This is a genomic window from Chitinivibrionales bacterium (assembly GCA_035516255.1).
Taxonomy (GTDB): domain Bacteria; phylum Fibrobacterota; class Chitinivibrionia; order Chitinivibrionales; family FEN-1185; genus FEN-1185.
The window spans coordinates 286018-307849 of record DATJAL010000052.1 but is presented as its reverse complement, the minus strand read 5'-3'; the positions used below and the strand labels follow the sequence as shown (position 1 = coordinate 307849).

At 55.9% G+C, this 21832-nt stretch carries 15 protein-coding genes; 11 read left to right on the top strand and 4 right to left on the bottom strand.

Annotated features, from left to right (window positions below; genetic code table 11):
- Nucleotides 1-21: 21 nt before the first annotated feature.
- The 11 genes from VLX68_16615 to VLX68_16565 all read left to right on the top strand — a co-directional run bounded on the left by VLX68_16615 (nucleotide 22) and on the right by VLX68_16565 (nucleotide 16965).
- Complete coding sequence (locus VLX68_16615; GenBank protein HUI93868.1) at nucleotides 22-1158, top strand: hypothetical protein; 1137 nt, start codon at nucleotides 22-24, stop codon at nucleotides 1156-1158.
- 46 nt (nucleotides 1159-1204) lie between these two features.
- Nucleotides 1205-2326: a sialate O-acetylesterase gene (locus VLX68_16610; GenBank protein HUI93867.1), complete on the top strand. Its 1122-nt coding sequence runs from the start codon at nucleotides 1205-1207 to the stop codon at nucleotides 2324-2326.
- A 79-nt stretch (nucleotides 2327-2405) separates the two neighbouring features.
- Nucleotides 2406-3578 (top strand): sialate O-acetylesterase, encoded by a 1173-nt coding sequence (locus VLX68_16605; GenBank protein ID HUI93866.1) that lies wholly within the window; start codon nucleotides 2406-2408, stop codon nucleotides 3576-3578.
- Between the two features lie 40 nt (nucleotides 3579-3618).
- The gene (locus VLX68_16600; GenBank protein ID HUI93865.1) at nucleotides 3619-5262 is read left to right on the top strand and encodes a BNR-4 repeat-containing protein; all 1644 of its coding nucleotides are present in this window, start codon (nucleotides 3619-3621) and stop codon (nucleotides 5260-5262) included.
- Nucleotides 5263-5388: 126 nt separating this feature from the next.
- Nucleotides 5389-7113, top strand: a complete 1725-nt coding sequence (locus tag VLX68_16595; protein ID HUI93864.1) for a BNR-4 repeat-containing protein — start codon at nucleotides 5389-5391, stop codon at nucleotides 7111-7113.
- A gap of 14 nt (nucleotides 7114-7127) precedes the next feature.
- On the top strand, nucleotides 7128-8840 hold the full coding sequence (locus tag VLX68_16590; GenBank protein HUI93863.1) for a BNR-4 repeat-containing protein: 1713 nt from the start codon (nucleotides 7128-7130) through the stop codon (nucleotides 8838-8840).
- A 14-nt stretch (nucleotides 8841-8854) separates the two neighbouring features.
- The gene (locus VLX68_16585; GenBank protein HUI93862.1) at nucleotides 8855-10567 is read left to right on the top strand and encodes a BNR-4 repeat-containing protein; all 1713 of its coding nucleotides are present in this window, start codon (nucleotides 8855-8857) and stop codon (nucleotides 10565-10567) included.
- A gap of 14 nt (nucleotides 10568-10581) precedes the next feature.
- Entirely contained in the window at nucleotides 10582-12159 is a 1578-nt protein-coding gene (locus VLX68_16580) for a BNR-4 repeat-containing protein (GenBank protein HUI93861.1), read from the top strand.
- A 15-nt stretch (nucleotides 12160-12174) separates the two neighbouring features.
- Nucleotides 12175-13740 carry a BNR-4 repeat-containing protein gene (locus tag VLX68_16575; protein ID HUI93860.1) on the top strand — a complete coding sequence of 522 codons (1566 nt, stop codon included), beginning with the start codon at nucleotides 12175-12177 and terminating at the stop codon, nucleotides 13738-13740.
- Between the two features lie 135 nt (nucleotides 13741-13875).
- Nucleotides 13876-15549: a BNR-4 repeat-containing protein gene (locus VLX68_16570; GenBank protein HUI93859.1), complete on the top strand. Its 1674-nt coding sequence runs from the start codon at nucleotides 13876-13878 to the stop codon at nucleotides 15547-15549.
- 96 nt (nucleotides 15550-15645) lie between these two features.
- Nucleotides 15646-16965 carry a glycoside hydrolase family 88 protein gene (locus tag VLX68_16565; GenBank protein ID HUI93858.1) on the top strand — a complete coding sequence of 440 codons (1320 nt, stop codon included), beginning with the start codon at nucleotides 15646-15648 and terminating at the stop codon, nucleotides 16963-16965.
- Nucleotides 16966-17087: 122 nt separating this feature from the next.
- Here VLX68_16565 and VLX68_16560 read toward each other — a convergent pair whose 3' ends face one another.
- From VLX68_16560 to VLX68_16545, 4 genes are read right to left on the bottom strand one after another with little or no spacing between them, the layout of a single operon-like run.
- A complete protein-coding gene (locus VLX68_16560; GenBank protein ID HUI93857.1) occupies nucleotides 17088-17978 on the bottom strand; it encodes a CxxxxCH/CxxCH domain-containing protein in 891 nt (296 codons plus the stop codon).
- Complete coding sequence (locus tag VLX68_16555; protein HUI93856.1) at nucleotides 17975-18877, bottom strand: cytochrome c3 family protein; 903 nt, start codon at nucleotides 18875-18877, stop codon at nucleotides 17975-17977. The genes VLX68_16560 and VLX68_16555 overlap by 4 nt, the downstream gene beginning before the upstream one ends.
- A gap of 1 nt (nucleotide 18878) precedes the next feature.
- Complete coding sequence (locus VLX68_16550; protein HUI93855.1) at nucleotides 18879-20186, bottom strand: hypothetical protein; 1308 nt, start codon at nucleotides 20184-20186, stop codon at nucleotides 18879-18881.
- Nucleotides 20180-21745: a nickel-dependent hydrogenase large subunit gene (locus VLX68_16545; GenBank protein ID HUI93854.1), complete on the bottom strand. Its 1566-nt coding sequence runs from the start codon at nucleotides 21743-21745 to the stop codon at nucleotides 20180-20182. The genes VLX68_16550 and VLX68_16545 overlap by 7 nt, the downstream gene beginning before the upstream one ends.
- Between the last annotated feature and the right edge of the window lie 87 nt (nucleotides 21746-21832).

Genomic DNA, 21832 nt, shown 5'->3' with positions numbered 1-21832 from the left:
TAAAAGAGAAAGGATCGTTAGATGAAATCACATACTTGCAAAGCCATCCCCTTCATCGCGGTAGTGGCGTTGGTTTTTGCAGCGTCGAGCCAGACCATGCAGGTCGGTGAAAACAGCCTTGGAGTGTCGGGCGACATGAATTTGAGATGGATCGGAAAAGGAATTCCCGGGAAATTGTTCGACGCCGATGTCATCCTGAGTGAGGGAATGATCGCCGACAGTTCAAAGCTTTACGGTTCCGCATACGACGGACTCTTCCGCACTAAGACAACCGAGGCGCTGGCAAGTCTTTATTTTCATCCGGGAAAAGTGCTTGACCTCAAGCTTAGCATGCCGTTTCTCATCAAACAGGGACCGGAAGGAAAAACCGGTCCGTTCGGCGACCTGATGCTTGATATCGGCAGGTCGTGGGGTACGACAAATCTGTTTTCGGCCGGGCTCACCCTTGGTTTCCCGGTGGGATATTCCACGATCATGAGCGACAACACGACATTCCTCTCTTCCGAGAACCAGGTCGGCAACGGCCTGTTCAGCGCAACGGCGCGGGCCAGCTATGCGTTTGCGCCGGATTGGGGAATTATCAACATAGGCGCGTCGTACGCCGCCGGACTTTTTGCGATACGAACTTCGGAATACGGGTATGATCAGGTCACGGATGAGATCACCTACGATACCAAGGCCTTCCAGGTAGCACGCGACGGCTGGGGCGCGAAAAACGACGCAGGGGTGGTCACGCCGGACCGCATCGGATTGTTTGCGGATTTTGGAATTAAGACCGAAGTGGTAAATCACGGATTCAGCATCGGCTATTATTATCCGACCCAGTTATTCTCCGGCTACGACGTTCTTTCAAGGGGCAACACCGCCTCCCCCTTTGCCACAAGAACGCTCGCCCAGGCATTTCTTGACGCAAGCGACACCGTGGCCGACCAGAAGTCGTTCGTCGCGGGGCAGAAGACCGACAGTACTTGGGCGTATGTAACCAAAACCACGCTTCACACCAAAGCCTTCCCCTGGTTCATTGTGCAATACAACATCGAAAAAAATGACCCGTCGTTTCCTATTTTCCTCGGCGGAATGGTAAAAATGGATTATGATGACAGGCTCAATTTTAGTGGTTTTTCCTTGGGAATCGGGTTCAAATTTCCGATATATTGAGATAATCACGAATTAAACATATAACCTTTTTTGAAAGGATTTACTTATGTATTCTAATTTTAGTACTAAAAAGGTTCCGTTGTTGTTATCGGTGCTTGCAATGTTCGCCGTGTCAAGTTATGCACAGCCGGGCCTTAATTTAGGCGGCCACTTTATCCCCAAAGACAGTTTCATGCTTTTCATTGACATGGGCAATTCTGCGATGTCAGGCCGCACCAAATCCCACGACCTTGTTTCTGAACCTCATCTCTGGAAGTATGAGGTAAGTCCAGCGAACCACGATTGGCTGCCTGCGGCAGAGCCGATATGCGCTGATGCATATAATACTACTGGCAATCCGAAGGGCGGTCCGATCATGCCTTTTCTTAAGGCGTTGCATGCACTGTACCCCACTTATTATTTCGGGGTCATCCAGCTGTCAAATTCCGGGTGGGAACTTAGTCAACACTTTCTCAATAATACAAAGGCGGAATATGATACATTGATGAAATACGCGAATGTTGTTAAGCCCAATGTTACCATCGCGGGCCTTGTCTCCATGTTTAATACTGTTGAGGTTCAATTAAAGGACACAGGCAATTATTTACAAAACGTCAGTACCATGGTGAGTAACATGCGTTCCTACCTGGGAAGCTTGTCTTATATGGGGGTTTCGTATACAGTGCCCTACATTCATGCCGGCTACCCTGTTCTGGCTCAAAGCAATACTACGGCCCAGTATGATACCTCGCTGGCACAGACCAAGAGCATTATGAGGCAAATTTCCCAGGTTCCAGGCACTGTATCGAACTCTGTGGTTATTCCCACCGATGGCCTGACAATTTGCCTGAATTGTGATCCGCAAGGCTATTTGGATCATTACGACTCGGCCGGAAACGCCGGCTGGGGAACACGCACGGCGGACACGGTGTTTGCGCGGGCTTGGATTCCGCCGATGAGTACGGCTGTCTCGCCCTTTCAGCAACGCCAGCTTCTTTCATATAATACACCGCTTATGCAAAAGGTGCTGTTCGACGGAACCAACTGGTCCGTATTTGAAAAGGCCGGAAAATCTTTCAGCCTCTATTCACCTAACGGCAAATTGATGCTCGGCCTTTCATCTTCGAGTGTGCGAAGGCAAAACCTTACACCGGGTATTTACATTGTGCGACCGGCTGTAGAAAAGTAATAGTGCCGGCATGACGCTCTGCCTTCCGGGGCAGGGCGGCCACGCGCCGGATAAAATTAAGCGGGGGGAGGATTTTTACATGAAGGAAACCGGGGGAAGAAAAATAAAAACGATTTATTCCGTTGCTTTCATCATGCTGCTTTCGCTTTCGGCATTTGGTCAGGCAGGCCTCACGCTTGGCGGCAAGTTTTTCCCCAAGGATTCGATTTACCTCTATTTCTTTCTCGGGAACTCCGTCATGTCGGGCAGGGACACGCCGGCGGACACGATCACCGACAATTATGCCTGGAAATACGTCATGACCGACAATTGCTACACGTATGCCGACCCTTGTCCGCCGCAATATTCCTGGCAGCCCGGAATCGACCCGATGTGCTTCGACTCGAAAAACCCCCTCAACGCAGTTGTCAAGTACAGCCCGGGGACCCCTTTTCTTAAACGGATGGTGAAAGACTATCCGGGCTATCATTTTGGTGTGGCGCAGCTCTCGGGCTCGGCGTGGCAGCTTACGCATTTCCAGCCGCCGAACTCGGGTGATCTAAAGGCGTTTGTGAAGCAGGGAAAAATTCTCGAACAAAATTGCCATCTCGCGGGTGTGGTGATGATCTTCAATATTGTTGAGATTCAATATTGCAACGGCGACTCGAACTATGTGAGCATTATTAATTATTGCAGCCATATTGACAGCGTCATAACCTACCTGCGCGACAGTCTCGGACTGCCCAATCTCCCCTTGATACAGTCCGATTATCCCGTCATGGGTGGTGACCCCAAGAAACCGACCACCGATGATTACAGCATCACCGGGCCGTGGGCAGGCGCGATCAGGGCCCTCATGGCCCAGAACAAGCTCGCGGCGAAAACCATTTCCAACACGGTGCTGATTCCGACCGACAGCCTCACCATGTACTCCGAAGACGGATTGTACACCCATTACAACCATAACGGCGATTACAAGTGGGCGAATCGCGTGGCCGACTCGATTTGCGCGCGCGACTGGGGGCCGGTCAATAAATGCGGCTCCACACGAAACGGCGTTAACACAATTCGTTCGGCGGGGAACACAAAACACCTTTACGGATTGCAAAAAGTGCTTTTCAACGGTAACGATTTGTCCGTGTTTGACAAGGAGGGAAACATAGCCGCGATATATTCACTTGATGGAAAAATCATCCGTTCGTCGGCCGTAGCGGCATCAGGAAGAAACAATGTACGGCCCGGCGTGTATATCATCAGAATCGAAAATAAATAACCAAAAAACATCACCCCCACTTTAAAAGAAAGGACCTCCCATGATCAGGATTTTCAAGCCGCTCATGCTCGCAGCACTGGCGGTAGCCTTCTTTGCAAACGGCATTGTCGCACAAACCGAGTATCCCAAAACCGGCGCGTCCTGCGCCACGCTTTCGCCGCAGGGATGCTGGACATGGTACCATGATCCAAGGGCGGTGTATTACAAGGGCACAAAGGAAAAAACCTATGTAGGCTTTTTCCACTCCGACAACAACCCGGGCGAGGCCGCCATCGCCTCGTTCGACCATTCCAATGGAACCATTCAGACCTTTGACCTGAAAACGGGCTTCGGGTTTGATGACCACAACACCACGACCTTGACGATTCTCCCCAACGGTCACATCATCACCTTTTACAGCGAGCATTACGGCGCGTCGTGGTACAGCCGCATTTCGACGAATGCCGAAGACATCACTTCCTGGGGCGCGGAAAAAACCGTTAATGTCGGATGCACGTATCCGAACGTCTGCCAGTTGAGCGCGGAGAACAACAGGCTGTACTTGTTTTTCAGAGGGCCTTCAACGGAGGGCGGTGACGCGGGAATGCCCTATTACCAGACCAGTGACGACGGTGGTGCAACCTGGAGCACGGCGACAAAATATTTCTTCGGCGGCACCGAAGGCGCGGGCATGCGGCCGTACTGCAAATACTGCTCGAACGGAAAAGACAAGATCTACATGCTTATCGAAAATGACAACCGGAACAACCCGCCGCCAAAGCCCACTTATTTCATGTACTATTATAACGGCGGGTTCTATAAAATGAACGGCACGCTCATCAAGACCGTCGCCCAGGACGCGGCCGCGCCCATCACCACGGCGGAGGTGGACACCGTTTACTATCCGGCAAACCCTCCGGACGGATTGAGCGGCACCATCGGCACCGGATGGGACGTGGCGCTTGACCCCGACGGATATCCGGTGTTCGTTTACGACATTTATGATCCGTCGGGCGCAAACCACCGCTATTACTACTACCGGTGGGACGGAGCAAAATGGAACCATCATTTCCTCATCAACAGCGGCGGCCCCATGACCGAGGGCGGACAGGAAGTCGGCTTCAGCGGCGGCCTCATTCTCGACCATGTGAATCCGAACATCGTCTATCTGAGCACGCACGTGAACGGCGTATTCGAACTCGAACGGTGGGTGACGACGGACAAGGGCGCGACGTGGACGTATTGGCAGATCACCTCAGGATCCGCGGCAAAGAACTGCAGGCCGATCGTGCCGCGCAACACGCCCGGCGGGAAGATCGACGTGGTCTGGAATTACGGCACCTACACCACGTGGGGCGGCCCGTTCTCCATGGACGTGAAAATGTACACCTTCGATTCCACGAAAATCGCGGCGGGCCAGACGCCCATCAAGTCCGGGTTCGAGCGGCGGGAGCCCAAGGCATCGGGTTTCAACATTCTCGTGAGCGGTCTTTCGTTTTCGCTCGCTTCCCCTGCATCGGCAACGCTCCGTGTATACAACCTTCAGGGACGCTGCGTCGCAAACCTGACTGCCAAGGTGCATTCGATGAGAACGGGGATGAATTCGGCGTTATGGAGCGAAATGGGGCTCGCCCACGGATCGTATATTGCAAAACTGTTTGACGGCGCGAATTATTATTCGCAGAACTTTATTGTAGCGCGGTAATTTTTTCATCGGCAGATCAACACTGCGGATGAAAACAGGTTGAAGCAACAAGCGGCACGCGTTCTTTTTGACAAGAAAGAATGCGTGCGGGCTTTACTATTTTTTTCTTCATTCGCAGGGGGAATTATGAACAAGAGAACGATGTTTGTTCCCGTTTGTCTATTAACGTTTCTCGTCACCGCCATAGCCTTCCGTTTAAGCGCTCAGGCCATTCCGAAACCGGGCGAGCAGTTCTCCTCCATCACAAAGGACGCGATTTACACATGGTATGCCGAGCCCAAGGCCATTTACTACGAAGGAACGCACAAGCGCACCTACATGGCATGGAACACCTCCACGGGCACCAAGGGCATCGCGTACTACGACCACGACACAAAGGACACGTTCGTCACCACGCTTCCGCCGATGCCCTACGGCGCCGACGACCACAATCACCCGGCAATCATCGCACGGCCCGACGGCAGGATTGTCATCTTTTGCACCGGCCATGACGGCGGCACCATCACCGAATTGATTTCGAAGAATCCCGAAGACATCACCTCCTGGCAAACTGCCATCAACCCCGGCGGCGCCGGCGGCTACTGCTACCCCAACGCAGTCTTCCTCAAGGGAGAAGGCCCCCAGGGCCGTTTGTACCTCTTCTTTCGCGACAATGCCGGCGGATATCCTGACGGCACGGTGGTGTGGGAACCGTGCTTCTGCTTCAGCGACGACTGGGGCGTCACCTGGAGCCGCAAGTACCACATGTTCACCGGCGGCAGCTATAAACCATATGTCAAGTACGCTTCGGACGACAGCACCGAAATCCACATGGTTGTCGAGCGCGAAAACCGCCAGGGCAACTCGGCAGTCAAGCCGATTTATTTCATGAAGTACAAGAACGGCACGTTTTATTGCGCCAACGGCAGGCAACTAGCCACCATGGCCACCTTGCCCGTGCACGACTACGACATGGACACGATCTTCTACGCAAACCGGTTCGGCTGCAGCAACACCTGTTATGACGTCGCGCTCGACGCGAACAACAACCCCGTTACCGTGATGGACATGTTCAAGGACACGTCGATTAATATCTACTGGTACATGCGCTGGACAGGCACAACCTGGTTCAAGACGCCCTTTGTCAACAGCGGCATGTACCGCGGCTGCCAGAGCGGCTTTGCCGCCGGCGTCACCCTCGACCACGAGAACCCGAGCAACGTGTATCTGTGCCGCCAGATGCTCAAGCCGTCGGCGACGCCGTTCAACATGGCCGACACCAGCTACACAAATTATAAAACCAACCTCAAGGCCACGTGCTGGACAACTGCGGCCTATCCGCATGAGCTTGAAAAGTGGACCACAAATGACGGCGGCGCCACCTGGGATACCATGCCGATCACCCGCAACACTAATTCAACCATTTACATGAACACCAACTGCCTTCCCTGCGTGCCGCGCCATCACAAGACCGGAACGAAGATCGAGGTCATGTGGCTCAACGGCATCTACCAGAGCATGAGCCCGACGCCGATCAACGGGACTCCCGGATATCAATTGGCCTTGCGCGTGTATCCGTTCCTCGAACCCGTTGGCACCAAGCAGCCCGCGCAGCCGCACGCCTCCCGCGACCTCGGTTTTACCTTGAGCAGGACCGGAATCTCATTCACTCTTGTAAATCCGCAACGCTCGTCGTTCACGCTGTATTCGCTCAACGGAAAGCTCGCGAAAAGCCTCACGCCGCTAGTCCGCAGAATGGCATCCGGTACGTCATTCATAGCATTTTCATCCCTTTCGGTTCCAAAGGGCGTTTACCTGCTGAGATTTGAGAATGGACAATATTCAATTGCGGACAGGATCATTATTCCCTGATAAAAGGAGCGCTCATGAAGGTACGTAATAAATTCCTGATTCTCGCGTCAGCATGCGCCGCCGTGTTTATCGCATATGTCAACTCCCCCGCGCAGGCGATCCCCAAGCCCGGGGAACAATTCGGCGCCATTTCCATGGACGGCATGTGGACCTGGTACGGCGAACCGAAGGCGGTGTACTACGAGGGAACGCACAAACGCACCTACATGAGTTGGAACACAAGCACCGGCGCCAAGGGCGTGGGCTGGTACGACCACGAGACGGGCGATACGTTCACGACCTTCACCCCGAAGATGCCCTATAACGGCAGCGACCACAACCATCCGGCCATCATCTTCCGGCCGGACGGCAGGATGCTCATCTTCTGCACCGGCCACGACGGCGGAGAGGTGACCGAATACATTACCAAAAACCCGGAAGACATCACTTCATGGGACGGCCCCTATTATCCGGGCGGAAACGGCGGGTACTGCTATTGCAACGCGGTGTTTCTCAAGAACGAAGGGACACAGGGGCGTTTCTACATTTTCTACCGTGACAACACTCAATATGCCGGAGAAACTGACAATTACTGCCCGGCATTCTGCACCAGCGACGACTGGGGAGTAACGTGGAGTGCAAAGAAGCGGTTGTACCTGTACGTCGGCAGCGCATACAAGCCGTATCTCAAGTACGCGTCTGACGGGCTTTCGACGATCCATATCTGCATAGAATATCAGAACCGTGAAGGCGACGGTAAGTCGCGGCCGGTTTATTACATGAAATACAACAACGGGACCTTCTACAACGCCGACAATTCGGTCATCACCACCATCGACAAACTGCCGGTGATCAACACGCAGCTCGACACCATTTTCTACTCGTACACCTACGGCGCCGGTTTCAGCAACACCTGCTGCGACATCGCCTACGACGCTACGAACAATCCGGTGATTTTGTTCTGCTCGTTCCAGAGCACCACCCTGTACGAATACTGGTATGAGCGCTGGACCGGCTCCTCCTGGTTCAAGCGGCCGCTCATCAACAGCGGCGCGTACCGGGGCGCGCAGAGCGGCTTTTTTGCCGGCCTCACCTTCGACCACGAGAACCCGGATAATATTTACCTGTGCAGGCAGCTGCTCAGGCCGGCCGGCACGGCCTTCAATCTCATGGACACCTCGGTCGCCAATTACAAAACCCTTTCGGCCGCGGCCTGGGTGACCGTCGACACGGTGCACGAGCTTGACAGATGGACAACCGGCGACGGCGGCGTCACCTGGGACAGCATCGCCATCACCCGGGGTTCGCTCAATAAGAACATGCTGCCGTGCGTGCCGCGCAACCACAAGCCCAACATGAAGATCGACTGCATGTGGCTCAACGGCGTATACACCGCCATGGATCCGAGCGGTTACAACTGCGCCGTAAGAGTATTTCCCTGGAAGAACGGCGAAGCGCTGCCGACGACCGCGGCGGAGCCCGTTCCAACCAGACCGCAGCGTGCCGAAGGTGCGCTATGTTCGCGGACGGGCCTGTCGTTTGTTCTCGTGCGTCCGGAGCGTGCGGCCTGCGTTCTCTACTCTCCCGGCGGCAGGATGATCGCCGATCTCACGCCGCTGGTTCGCGGCATGACGCCGGGCAGGGCGCGCCTCTCCTTCAATTCCCTGCGTGCGGCGTCCGGATCATGTATTTTAATGCTTGACAACGGGCAAGAACGAATCGAAAAAAGCATCTTTATTCTACGGTAACCAAGGAGGTCGTCATGTCACTTTTCAAGGTTGTTGGTTTGTATGCGGGCGCACTCACGCTGCTGGCGTTCGTTTCGCCTTCCCATGCCCAGGCCATCCCCAAGCCCGGCGAGCAATTTGCGGCCATGTCAAACGATGCCATGTGGACCTGGTACGGCGAGCCCAAGGCGGTTTACTTTGAGGGAACGCACCGCCGCACCTACATGGCCTGGAACAAAAGCACCGGCGACAAGCAGGTAGGCTATTACGACCACGACACGAAGGAGACGCTCTCGGTGATCATGCCGCACATGCCCTACGGCGGCGACGACCACGACCATCCCTCCATCATCATGCGGCCGGACGGCAGGCTTATTCTCTTTTGTACAGGACATGACGGCAATGAGGTAACGGAATATATCATGAAGAATCCCGAAGACCTCACTTCCGGCTGGAATGGTCCCTATTACCCGGGCGGCAACGGCGGCTACTGCTATCCGAACGCGGTATTCCTCAAGAACGAAGGAACCCAGGGCCGGTTTTACATTTTCTACCGTGACAATACGCAATACGCCGGGGAAACGGACAATTACTGTCCCGCCTTCTGCACCAGCGACGACTGGGGGGTAACGTGGAGCGCAAAAAAACGGTTGTACTTGTATGTGGGCAGCGCATACAAGCCCTATCTCAAATATGCGACCGATGGGCTTTCCGAAATATATATATCCATTGAATACCAGAACCGAGAGGGAGACGGAAAAGGTCGTCCCGATTATTTCGTGAAATACAGCAACGGGACATTTTACGCGGATGACAACCACGTGCTTGCTACAATGGCCACCCTGCCCATTCTCAACACACAACTCGACACAGTTTTCTATGCATACGCGTATGGAGCCGGATTCAGCGGCACCGCCTGCGACATAGCAATCGACGCGAACAACAATCCCGTGATCCTTTACTGTTCCTTCCTCGACACGTCGGTTTATGAGTACTGGTACGTCCGCTGGACCGGAACATCATGGTACAAGCGTCCGCTTGTCAACAGCGGGGCGTATCGCGGCGCCCAGAGCGGGTTCTTTGCCGGCCTCACCTTTGATCACGACGACGCGCGCAACATTTACCTGTGCCGGCAGTTGTTGAAACCCTCCGGCACGCCGTTCAATCTCATGGACACCTCCGTTGCCAATTACAAGACCATCAAGGCGTCCGACTGGACAACGGTGGACGCGGTGCACGAACTCGAACGGTGGACCACCAATGACGGCGGCATCACGTGGGACAGCCTCGCCATCACCCGCGGTTCGGCAAACAAGAACATGCTGCCCTGCGTTCCGCGCAACCACAAACCCAACATGAAGGTGGACTGCATGTGGCTCAACGGCGTTTACACGAGCATGAGCCCGGACGGTTATAACTGCGCCGTGCGTATATTCCCGTACAAGGACGGCGAATCGCTCCCGACCACTGCCGTGCAGCCTGCCGCCCGGTCAACAATTGCGCCGCACGGAATGGTGTGCAACGGCGCGGGCGTGACCTTCTACCTGACAGATCCGGCAAAGGCGTCGTGCAAGGTGTATTCGCTGAATGGCAAACTTATGGCTAACCTTACTCCATTGGTTCGCGCCATGAATCGCGGCTATGCGACCATACCGTTTGCCGCGATGCGCGCCGTCTCGGGCGCCTATATTATTGATCTTGACAATGGGCAAACCAGGACCGAAGGGAGCGTGTTCGTTCCGAAATAGTAAAGGGGGATCTCATGATGTTCCGCAAGGTTTTCGCGCTGTGCGCTGGTGCGGCGGTATTCGCGCTTTTTGTGGCGGGCCGGACGGGCGCCGCGCTTCCGCAGCCGGGCGCGAGTTTCTCGAACATAACCACCAACGGCGTCTGGACATGGTACGGCGAGCCCAAGGCGGTTTACTACGAGGGAATTCATAAACGGACCTATATCGGCTGGATATCCAATGCCGGCACCGTCGCCGTGGCGTCCTACGATCACGAAACCGGCGACACGCTCACGCATGTCATCCGCACCAACTACGATCTCGACGACCACGCGCACCCGAGCATCATCATGAGGCCCGACGGCAGGCTGCTGGTCGCACTGGCCGCGCACGACGGCGCAATCCTGAGCATCTACATAGCAACGAACCCCGAGGACGTTTCGTCGTTCGGGCCCGAAAACCAAGTCCATGCCGATCCGGGCGCCGGATTCTGTTATCCAAATCTCCTGTGGCTTTCCGCCGAAGGCGACAGCGGCAGGCTGTACTGCTTTATCCGCGGGTTTGAAACGCTTCCCTCCTATCTGTACTCGGACGACTGGGGAAAGAACTGGACGCACGCGCGGGTGTTTTTCCACAGCACCGACAGCACGCCCAAGCCCTATTGCAAGTATGCGGGCAACGGCAAGGACGAAGTCCACATGGTCATTGAACGCGGCAATAGGCAGGCCAGTTATCCCTCCTATTACATGAAATACAAGGCCGGCGTATTTTACCAGGCCGACGGGACGCCGATCGCCGACACGGCGCATCTCCCCATCTGGAATTACCTTATTGACACGCTGCACAATCCGGCTCTTGCAAAAGCCAACGGGTCCGTTTGGGACGTGGCGATTGACGCGTTCGGAAGACCCATTATCGTCTATGATCAATTCCCGGACGGCAACAACCATTACTACATGTATTTCCGCTGGACCGGAACGTCATGGTTCAAAAAAACCCTGCTCAACGCGGGCATGAACATGGGCGGGCAGGACGGATTCGCCTCGGGCATAACGCTTGATCATGAAAATCCGTCAATCGTTTATCTTGCCCGCCAGATCGGATCGGTGCCTGAACTTGACAAATGGGTGACCACGGACAGCGGCACAACCTGGGACACCATGGCGATAACGCGCGGGTCGGCAAAGAAGAACTGCAGACCGTGCGTTCCGCGCGGCCATAAAGAGGGCGGGAACCTCGAGCTTATCTGGCTCTACGGCGACTATACCAACTACGACGGCGGGGCCTGGAACATGTCGGTCAACGTGTACCCGTTCAGGCAGGCGGTGGGCGTGCAAGATCCTGTCATGAAAAGCAAAGACGTGGCTGCAGGACCGATGGTTGTGATGCGTTCCGGCATCTCGCTTTTTGTAAAGGACCCGAGGGCATCATCCCTGAAGGTGTTTTCATTGAACGGGTGTCTTGTAAGCGATCTTTCGTCCTTCATCCAATCCCATCCGTCAGGTAAAACGGTTATCCCCTTTGCAAAGATTCGTCATGCAAACGGAACATTTATTGCTATATTTGATGATGGGAAAGGTCTGATTTCAAGAACCGTGGTTCTTTCCAGATAGTTACGGAGGTATACAATGCCGGCACGCAAGTCAGTCATCGCTATTGCAGTCCTGATCGCGTTAATCGCCGTGTTTTCACATGCCCAATCCATCCCGAAAGCCGGGGCCGATTTCACCTCCGCCACCGACAACGGCGCATGGACATGGTACGGCAATCCGGTTGCCGTTTACCACGAGGGAACGTACAAGAAGACCTATATGGGCTGGATCTCCAACGCCGGCGTGGTCTCCGTCGCCACCTACGACCACACGACGGGTGCGATGGTCACCCACGTGATGGGAAGCATGGCGGCAGACGATCACAGCCACCCAAGCCTGCTCATTCGTCCCGACGGACGGCTCATGGTGTTTTTCTCCGGCCATGACGGCGCCACTATGAATCTGTACATCTCCACCAACCCGGAGGACATCTCGGCATTCGACCCTTTGATAAAAGTCGCGCCCGGCGTCACCTACTGCTATCCCAACCCCATGTGGCTGAGCGACGAGGGAGACAGCGGCAGAATCTACCTTTTCTACCGGAGCATGGGGCTCAAGCCGTGTTTTTCCACCTCGGACGACTGGGGGAAAACGTGGACTCCTACGAAAAACTATTACACAAATCCTGACAGCACGCCAAAATCCTATGCCAATTACTGCTGCAACGGCAAGGATGAAATAGACATCGTGATCGAAAAGGGGCACCGCGCGGGCTACTGGCCGCTCTATTACCTCAAGTATAAGAACGGCGCATTCTGGAAAGTAAACGGCACGAAACTGGCGACCATGGACCAGCTGCCCGTCATCAACACCGAACTGGACACCGTCATGGACCCGCAGGCCGCGGGCTGCCACGGTTCAGCCTGGGACATCGCGCTTGACAATTCCGGTCTGCCCGTGATCGCCTACGACCAGTTCAAGGACGCCAACAACCACGTGTATTATTACGTCCGCTGGACGGGCACGACATGGTTCAAAAAGCAACTTGTCAACAGCGGTGCAGACATGGGCGCGGAGGACGGGTTCGCCGGCGGCATCACCCTCGACCACGAGAACACGGGTAACATCTACATGTCGCGCCAGATAAACGGCATGCATGAAATTGACAAATGGTCAACACCGGATGGCGGCACCAATTGGGACTCCACGGCAATCACGCGCGGCTCGGCCAACAAGAACACGCGGCCCATCGTACCGAGATACCATATTCCCTACGACAAGATCGACGTGGTGTGGATGTACGGCAGTTACTCCGCCTTCACCGGGGACGGATACAATACGGCGGTGAAGATGTATCCGTACAACGAAACGGTTGAAGCCGGAGTGCCGGCGAAACCTTCCGCGGTCGGAAACGAGCTCGATTTGAGAGCTACGCGATACGGCATAACCTTCAACCTGGTGCGACCGCAGGCCTCTTCGCTGAAGGTTTACAAACTCAACGGCGGCCTTCTTTCGGACCTCACTGGCGTGGTAGGCGCCATGAACGCCGGACCGGTGAGCATTCCCTATTCAAGCATGGGATGCAAAAGCGGCGTCTATCTGGTCGCCGCTTCAAGCGGGGGCAAGACCTCGTTTCAGCGGATCATAGTTTCCCAACGGTAAGAAAACTATTGGGCGCATTTTCTTTTTTTTATTATTATATTACGGAAGGTACTTTCGGTCATGTGTAAATAAAAGACCGGGATGCGACAATATTTAATCGTTTAATTTGGAATCATTAAAAACGGAGGGGGCTCAATGAAATCCTTAAAAATCCTGTCATGTGTTTTTGCATCCATTATTTCTTGCGCCTTTTTCACACCATTGCTTCACGCCCAAACCATTCCCCAACCCGGTGAAAATTTCACCGCCATCACCGACAACGGCATGTGGACCTGGTATGGCGAGCCCAAGGCGGTTTACTATGAGGGAACGCACCGCCGCACGTATATCGGATGGAACACCAACATAAGCAGCGGTGCCCAGTATGTCGGATATTACGACCACGACACCAAGACAACGGCATCGGTTGAATTGCCTCGCCATTATCCGGCGGACGACCACAACCACCCGAGCGTGATTGTAAGGCCCGACGGCCGCATCATGATCTTCCACACCGGCCACGACGGCAAGGAGATTTCCGAGTACATTTCCAAGCAGCCCGAAGATATTTCGGCGCTCGATACCTTTACGGTGACGATAGAAGACTGGTGCTGCTACCCGGACGTCTCCTTTCTCAGCAAGGAAGGCACGCAGGGAAGATATTATCTCTTCTTCCGCGACTCGCTCCAGGAACCGCATTTCCGGACCAGCGATGACTGGGGAAAAACCTGGGCCAAGGAACAATGGCTGTACACAAACAATCCTCACGGCTATAAACCTTATTTCAAGTGCGCGTCCAACGGCGTAGACGAAATTCACATGGACATCGAGCGCGAGAACCGGGCCGGCGGCGGTTCTATCCCCACCTATTACATGAAATACAAGAATGGCGCGTTCTACCAGGCGAGCGGGAAGCTCATCGCCACCATTGACCAGCTGCCAATTGTCAACACGGTGCTCGACACGGTGATCATGCCCGGCAACTACGGCGGCGGCGGCACGGTGTGGGACATCATGTACGACGCAAACGACAATCCCTGTATCCTCTATGATATGTTTTTCGCCAATAACGCGATTCATGTGTACTGGTATCTGCGGTGGACCGGTAGCTATTGGTTTAAAAGGCCGCTTGTCAATAGCGGCGCGAACGATGGCGTTTCCGGGCAACAATTCTGCGGCGGTTTCACCTTCGACCATGAAAACCCGAATGTTATCTATATGTCCCGCCAATCCGTGAAACCGAGCGCGACCCCGTTCAATCTTGCAGACACGAGTTTCGCGAACTACAAAAAAATCTCCACCGCTGATTTCGTTACCGTCAACACCCAATTCGAAATCGACAAGTGGACCACTGCCGACGGCGGCCTCACCTGGGACTCCGTCGCCATTACCCGCGGTTCGGCCAATAAAAACCTCCGTCCCTGCGTGCCGCGCGGCCACAAGGACAACATGAACATCAACCTTATTTGGCTTGACGGCACCTGTACGAGCATGGGCGGCGACGGGTACAACATGGCCGTGAGAATGTACCCGACCGACAGGGCTGATGCCATGGCGGCGCCGGTCATTCCCGCAAAACTTGTGTCACGCGATATCGCAATATCGCCGCGTGGAATAACGGTTACCCTGCTTAGGCCGGCAGCCTCGTCGCTTCGGGTCTACACATTGAACGGAACGCTGGCGGCCGACCTCACGCCGCTGTTGAGAGGAATGGCCGCCGGAATCGGGATTCTCCCGCTGTCGGCGCTGAAGCTGGGCAACGGGACCTATGTCGCGAAACTTGACAACGGCAACAGCACGGCCGAAAGGAATGTGGTGATCATCAGGTAAAGAACCTGGCAGGCCCGCCCGCTTTTGCCGGCGTGCCGCGAATCATCCAAATCGAAATAATTCAGCACACCTGCTTTTCCGGGAAGAGGAGCTTGTATGCGCAATCGGATCTTTCTGCTTGCCGCGGCAATTGCCGCGCTGTGCCTTCCGGCTTTCTCCCAGGTTGAATTCACCCCCGACAGCATCAAGGGCGCGTGCAAGCGCGTTGCGAAGGCGCAGTTGAAATCGACCCTTGGCAACGGCTGGCAGGACGGCACCTACTTTGAGGGCGTCATGGCCCTCTATTACATGACCAAAGACAGCGCGTATCTCGATTCCACGATCGCCTGGGGAAAATTCCACAACTGGATCTCCTCGTCGGGCGACAGCGCGCCCACCAACTCCGACAACGTGGGGTGCTATCAGGCATACCTGGAAGCCTACATGCAAAGGCCGCTGCCCGCGAATGCGGCATGGATCGCGGCGCCAATCGTGTATGTCAACAGGTACACGTATCAGCTCCCGCCGTCGTGGCCCATCGTCGATCAATACCACATGTCCGCCTCTAATTTCCCCCGCGTGGCCGCGGTTACGAAAGACAGCGTGATCCTGGATTCGCTATACAAGTTCTGCACCACTATCGCGATGCGGCATTACAACGTAAAGGACAGCCTGTTCAACAGCAACTGCAGCGACACCTCGCAGCCTCGGGACTCGTATTGGGGCCGCGGCTGCGGCTGGGGCGTGATGGCGCAATGCAGGATACTCCAGATGCTCCCCCGCAACCATTATTCCGCTCCATGGTACAAAGAAAAACTCAGGGCCGTGCTCTATCGGCTTCTGAGGGTCCAGAACCAGACCGACGGCATGTGGCGCAGCGACCTCCTCAACCACCCCGAATGGAACAAGGAGGCGAGCTGCACCGGTTTCTTCGCGTTCGGTTATTTCTATGCGATCAGAAACGGCATCATCGACAGCGCAACGTTCATCGGGCCGGCAAAAAAGGCGTGGAAGGGGCTGCTTGACTGCATCGGGGCCGACCCGGCCCAGCCCAACCGCATCGGCTGGTCCCAGGGCGTGGGCGGTTCTGCGTCCAACAATTTCGACGCCACCAACCACGACGATTACACCGAGGGCGGTTTCTTTTTGGCGGGAAACGAATTTTACCGGCTGCTGACCGAGGGAATCGACAAAGGTGCAGTATCCGTTTTCACTACAACGGTCAGCCCTGTTCAATCCCCTGTTTCCACGATCCGGATGTTGGGGAACGCAGGTTCTTCGTCCATCATCATAGCGCCTTCGGGCGCAACGCACCTTGTTGTTTACTCATGCGCTGGACAAAAGCTTTTCGAAACGCGCGTCTTACAAACCGGAAAAGTGACGCTGCCGGTGAATCTGCAAAAGTCAAACGGGATGTTGATCGCGAAATTCTACTAATGATGCTTGACAAGATAAACTGCTCGATAAAAAAAGCCGCCTGAAACCAGGCGGCTTTTCCGTTTAAAAATCCTTTTTCCGCGCGTGGGCGCCAGGCCCAGCACCACTTCCGCAATGACTTTTTAGTACGGCGTTACCCCCGGATTGGCGGCCACATACTCGTCCCACGTCGTCCACGCATGGCAGGTCCTGCAAGAGGCCGGTTCAAAAACGCCGTTGATATGGTGGACCGGGTCGACCCTTTTCAAGCCAACGCTGTACAGCGTGTCTTCAAGTTTGTCTCCATGGCAGTAGAAGCAATATTGCACGTTTGATCCCAATTGCTTGACGCCGTTGACCGTGAGCCCCATCCGCGAATGCCCGTAATGCTTTGCATAAATGCCGGGGGCGGTCGCGCTCAGATCGTGGCAGAGCCTGCAGTCTCCGTGCACCGTATCTCCCAAGTTCCAATGGATGGAGGCGTACGTGCCCTGCGGAATCGCGCCGTGGCAATACACGTTGCTGCATTGTTTGAGGCCGGCATCGTAGGCGGCGCGGCCACTGTCGTTCCAGGGCGCTGAGAAAATCACGTCGGCAACGCCGTTCAGGTGAAGCTGCCCGCTGATGCCGAAGTTTCCCGAACCCGGATCGACGGAATATCCGGCGTGACAATAAGAACACTTGTAATGCAGCGAATCGACATGATACAGATGTTCTTCGTCCTGAGGCGGTAGCTCATGGCATTGTGTGCAGGAAGCAATCGATGGACCGTCTATTTTACCGTTCATGTGAGTGGCGCTGTTAACGGAATATTGCCCTGTCGAAGAATCTGCGGAATATCCCATATGGCAGATGGAACACTGTTGTTTTCTGGGCCCGCCGCTGTAGTATATCGCATGATTGCTGTCATTGGGAGGCAGGCCGTGGCAGATGCCGCAGGTTTCGGCCGACACCACCGGCTCGTTCCCCTTCTCGGTGCAGGAAAGCGCTGCAAGCAACAGCCCGGCAGTAAAAATTTTTAATAAGGTATTCATTGTATCCCATACCTGTTCTCGTGGCATTTGCTGCACGATTGTCTCGTGTCATGGCACATGGCGCAGTTGACAATTCCCATCCTCACGTCAAGCCCGTGCGTATACCGGTATCCGGGCGGGTGGACGCGGCACGAGGTCTGGCCGAGGTGGCACTGGTCGCATTCCCGCTTCGCGTGGCACTGCAGGCATTCCTGTTTGTTGTAGTTGGCCTCGAGGCCGTGGCCGTAGCGCCCCACCCAGCGGTAGTCGTGCGACGCGGGCTTGAGCTGCGCGACATCGTTGTGGCACACCGCGCACTGTCCCGAGGATTTGCGGTCGTCGTGGCACGTGAGGCATGTTTTCATCGCGGGATAGTTGTTGCCCGAAAGCCATGCCTGGCGCGGCGGCTCGCCGTGGCAGAACTTGCAGTCCTTCTGCCGGGCATAGTGTTTTACATGAGAGAACTTTATTTTCTTGAGCTGGCCGCCCATGGTTTTTTGCGGGACCGAATGGCACTTGGAGCAGGTCATGTCCATGGCGCGGTAAAGGTGGCACTGCCCGCATTTGTTGTGAAGGTTCTCCATGCCCGCGATTCCCTTGTGGCAATGCGCGCACTGCTTGATCCGCTCGTCGTTGTTTTTCCGGTGGTGGCAGGTGATGCACGTGACGCCCCATTTTTCGTGGACGCGGTGCGGCATGCCCACGGGCCCGAGCTCCCATCCGGCGCGGTGATTGATACCTGTGTCTGCGGCAGTCACGAAAGAATCGGCAGGCGTGATCGTCACGGTGTCGGTCTTGATGGTGTCCGGAAAAAACACATTGAGCTGCGCATTCACGGACGGCGCGGCGAACGCAAGCAGTAAAAAGCACAGCCATCGCGAATTGCACCAGCAAGTTTTTATCCGGGAACGGCTCATCATCCTATTGCCCATTTTCCGCTACCTGTTTCTGTCCCGATTGCCAGAACCCGTGAAAGTTGAAACGCGACATGAACAATACCCTGAAGTCTTTTTTGTAATAATCGTTCGAGAGATATTGCACTTCCGGCTCGAGAACAAGGCTCACTAACGGCGTGAGCCAGGGCACAAACCAGCGCATGAAGACCTCGGCCGTGTATGCCTTGCGCCAATCCGGCCACAACTCCGTCTTGTATTGATCATATTGGAACGCTGCGCCGAGATCAAATAGTTGCGCATACGAAAAGGTATATCCCGGAGTGATCTCGTACATGGTGCCGTGCACGCCCGTATTGGCATTGAGCACCACCGACAGGCCCTCGAACAGAATGCGGCAGTCGGCAAGATGGTCGGCGCCTTCTCCGAAATTCCGCAGCGAATACGTGCCATAGAGCGATAAATTTTTCATAAGATATAACCCGATAAAAAATCCGCCCTCGTTATAGCGGTTTAGGAAAATACGCTCGTAATATTCAACCGAATCGATCTGGCTGGCGCGGCCGGCGGCATGCAGGCCGAACTGTACCATGTCCCAGCGGATCAGGCGGGCCGAGAGGTAATAGTCGTCCAGCGTTTTCGTTGTCGCCTCGAAGCGCGCGTGGCCGCGCACCTCGACCGTATGCGCGATGTCGGAACTCCCGCTCGCCGCGAAACGGTACAACCTTCCTGCCGCCGAGTCCTGCTTGTCGGCCGCGACGCCGAGGCCCAGCATGGTGCCCTTTACAATACGTAAATTTCCGTAGAAGCCGGCCGTCGCCGCCTTCGGGTCCAAGCTCAGAATGCTGTCGGAATAGCGGGACGGATTGGCGGTGCCGGCGAACGCCGAAAGCGAGAAAAGCTTTCCAGCGTCGTAGGAAAAGCTGAGGCCGTCAACGTATCCGGCATCGCGGGCAAAGGTGTTCACGAACTGGCGGCCGAGGCTCATGCCCAGGCCCGTTGCGTCGTTGTTCCAGTCGAGGCTCGTGGACCGTATCTCGTACTGCTTCGCGAAACCGGAGGCCTTGTCGTTTGTCATGCACACGTCGGACGAGAACGACATGCCGGTGGCGCCGGGATTGCGGAGCGTCAGGCCGACGTCTTCATAGAAATTGTTGCGCCGCGCCGTTGCGCTGGACACCGTGTCGACCCGGTCGTCGCGGGCATAATAGATGTTGCCGTGGTACAGGTCAAGCGACAGGGCGAAAACGCCCGTTGCGCCCAACAGCGACAGCACCGTGCACAGGATGATTCCGGTGCGTAAAGGGCCGCGGGAGAAAAGCATGTTTTTCAGCATACCCGGTACCCCGCGATCTCCTTGCCGGCCTTCACGCTGTGGATGGCGCAGGCGAGGCACGGGTCAAAGGTGCGGACGATCCGCGCCGGCTCGATGGGATTTTTATCGTCGAGTACCGGCGCGCCCACGAGCGCCTGCTCCATGGGACCGGGCGTGCCGTTGTCGTCGCGCGGCGACGCGTTCCACGTGGTGGGCACAACACACTGGTATCGCGCTATCGTTCCGTTCTTCACGGAAATCCAGTGGCCGAGCGCGCCGCGCGCGGCCTCGCCGAGGCCCGCGCCCTCGCCGCTTTCCGGTATCGCGCATTCGCTGCGCGGCTTGTCGCCTGCGTCAAGCTGGTCGATCCAGCCCGGGATCTTTTTGCACAGCAGCTTCGCTTCTATGGCCCGCGCCGCGTGGCGCCCAATCGCCGACTGCAGCTGGGGAAGCCCGATTCCCAGCGCCGACGCGAGGCCGTCAACTTCCCTCTTGATGTCGGCATGGCCGGAAAGGTAGGCCACCATGACGCGCGCCAGCGGTCCCACTTCCATGGGCCTGCCCAGATACCGTGGCGCCTTGAGCCATGTATAGGCGCCGGTTTTTTCGGGTTGGCTCACGGTTTGTCCCTGCGAGGGATGAAGGTTTGACGGAGAGGAATACCGGGAATACAGGACCTGCTCCGTGATTTTCGCGGCGTCAAATGCCTCCTTTTTTCCGGCCGACACGATGCCCCGCGGGAAATAAAGGTCGGCGATCTCGTTTCCGTCGGGAAATTCGCCGTAGGCAAGGAAATCACCGAACCGGCCCGCGTCGCAGTATTGCGGGAACGTCCTGGCCACGGCAACGACGTCCGGGACATAGGCATTATTGACAAAATCGGATATTTCCGCCAGGATCCGTCCCGCCTCGGCGAGCGCGGCCTTGTCGGGCACTTTCGTGATGCCGCCCGGCACGAGCCCGATGGCGTGCGGGATCCGTCCCGCGAAAATGGCCACGAGCCGGTGCGCCTTCATGCGCATGTCGAATGCCTTGACATAATGCGCGATCGCCGCGATGTTCAGGTCGGTGTCCTTGATGTAGAGCCCGCCTTCGTAACGCGGCAGGAACGGCGAACAGGCGGTCAATGCGTCGATGCCGGATTTCTTCTCGGCGAGCTCGCTCTGCGCCCAGGCCTTGACATAGTTGAGTTTGCCGTCGCTGCCGGAATACTTGAGTATCGCGGTGATGTCGACGAAATCGAGGGCGGCCAGATGGTAGAAATGCAGGATGTGCGACTGCAGGTAGTTGCCCGCGAGCGCGAGGTTGCGCAGCAGCCTTCCGTTCTTGTTCGGAGTAACGCCGCAGGCGTTCTCCACGCAGCGCGCCGATTCGATGCCGTGCGACACCGGGCACACGCCGCAGATCCGCTGCGCGATCTGCACCGCGTCGAACGGGTTGCGGCCGAGCAGGATCTGCTCGAAGCCGCGGAACATGTCCCCGCGCGTGCGCGCCGACTTCACCCTGCCGGCGTCAATCTCGAGCTCGACGGACAAATGCCCTTCGATGCGGGAAATTGGATCTATGACTACTTTGGCCATAGTACCTTTTTAAGCGGTTAGCAGTCACCAGTCAGCGGTCAACAAGAACATTCTTCTCATTTCTCTTCACTCTGCACTCTTCACTAT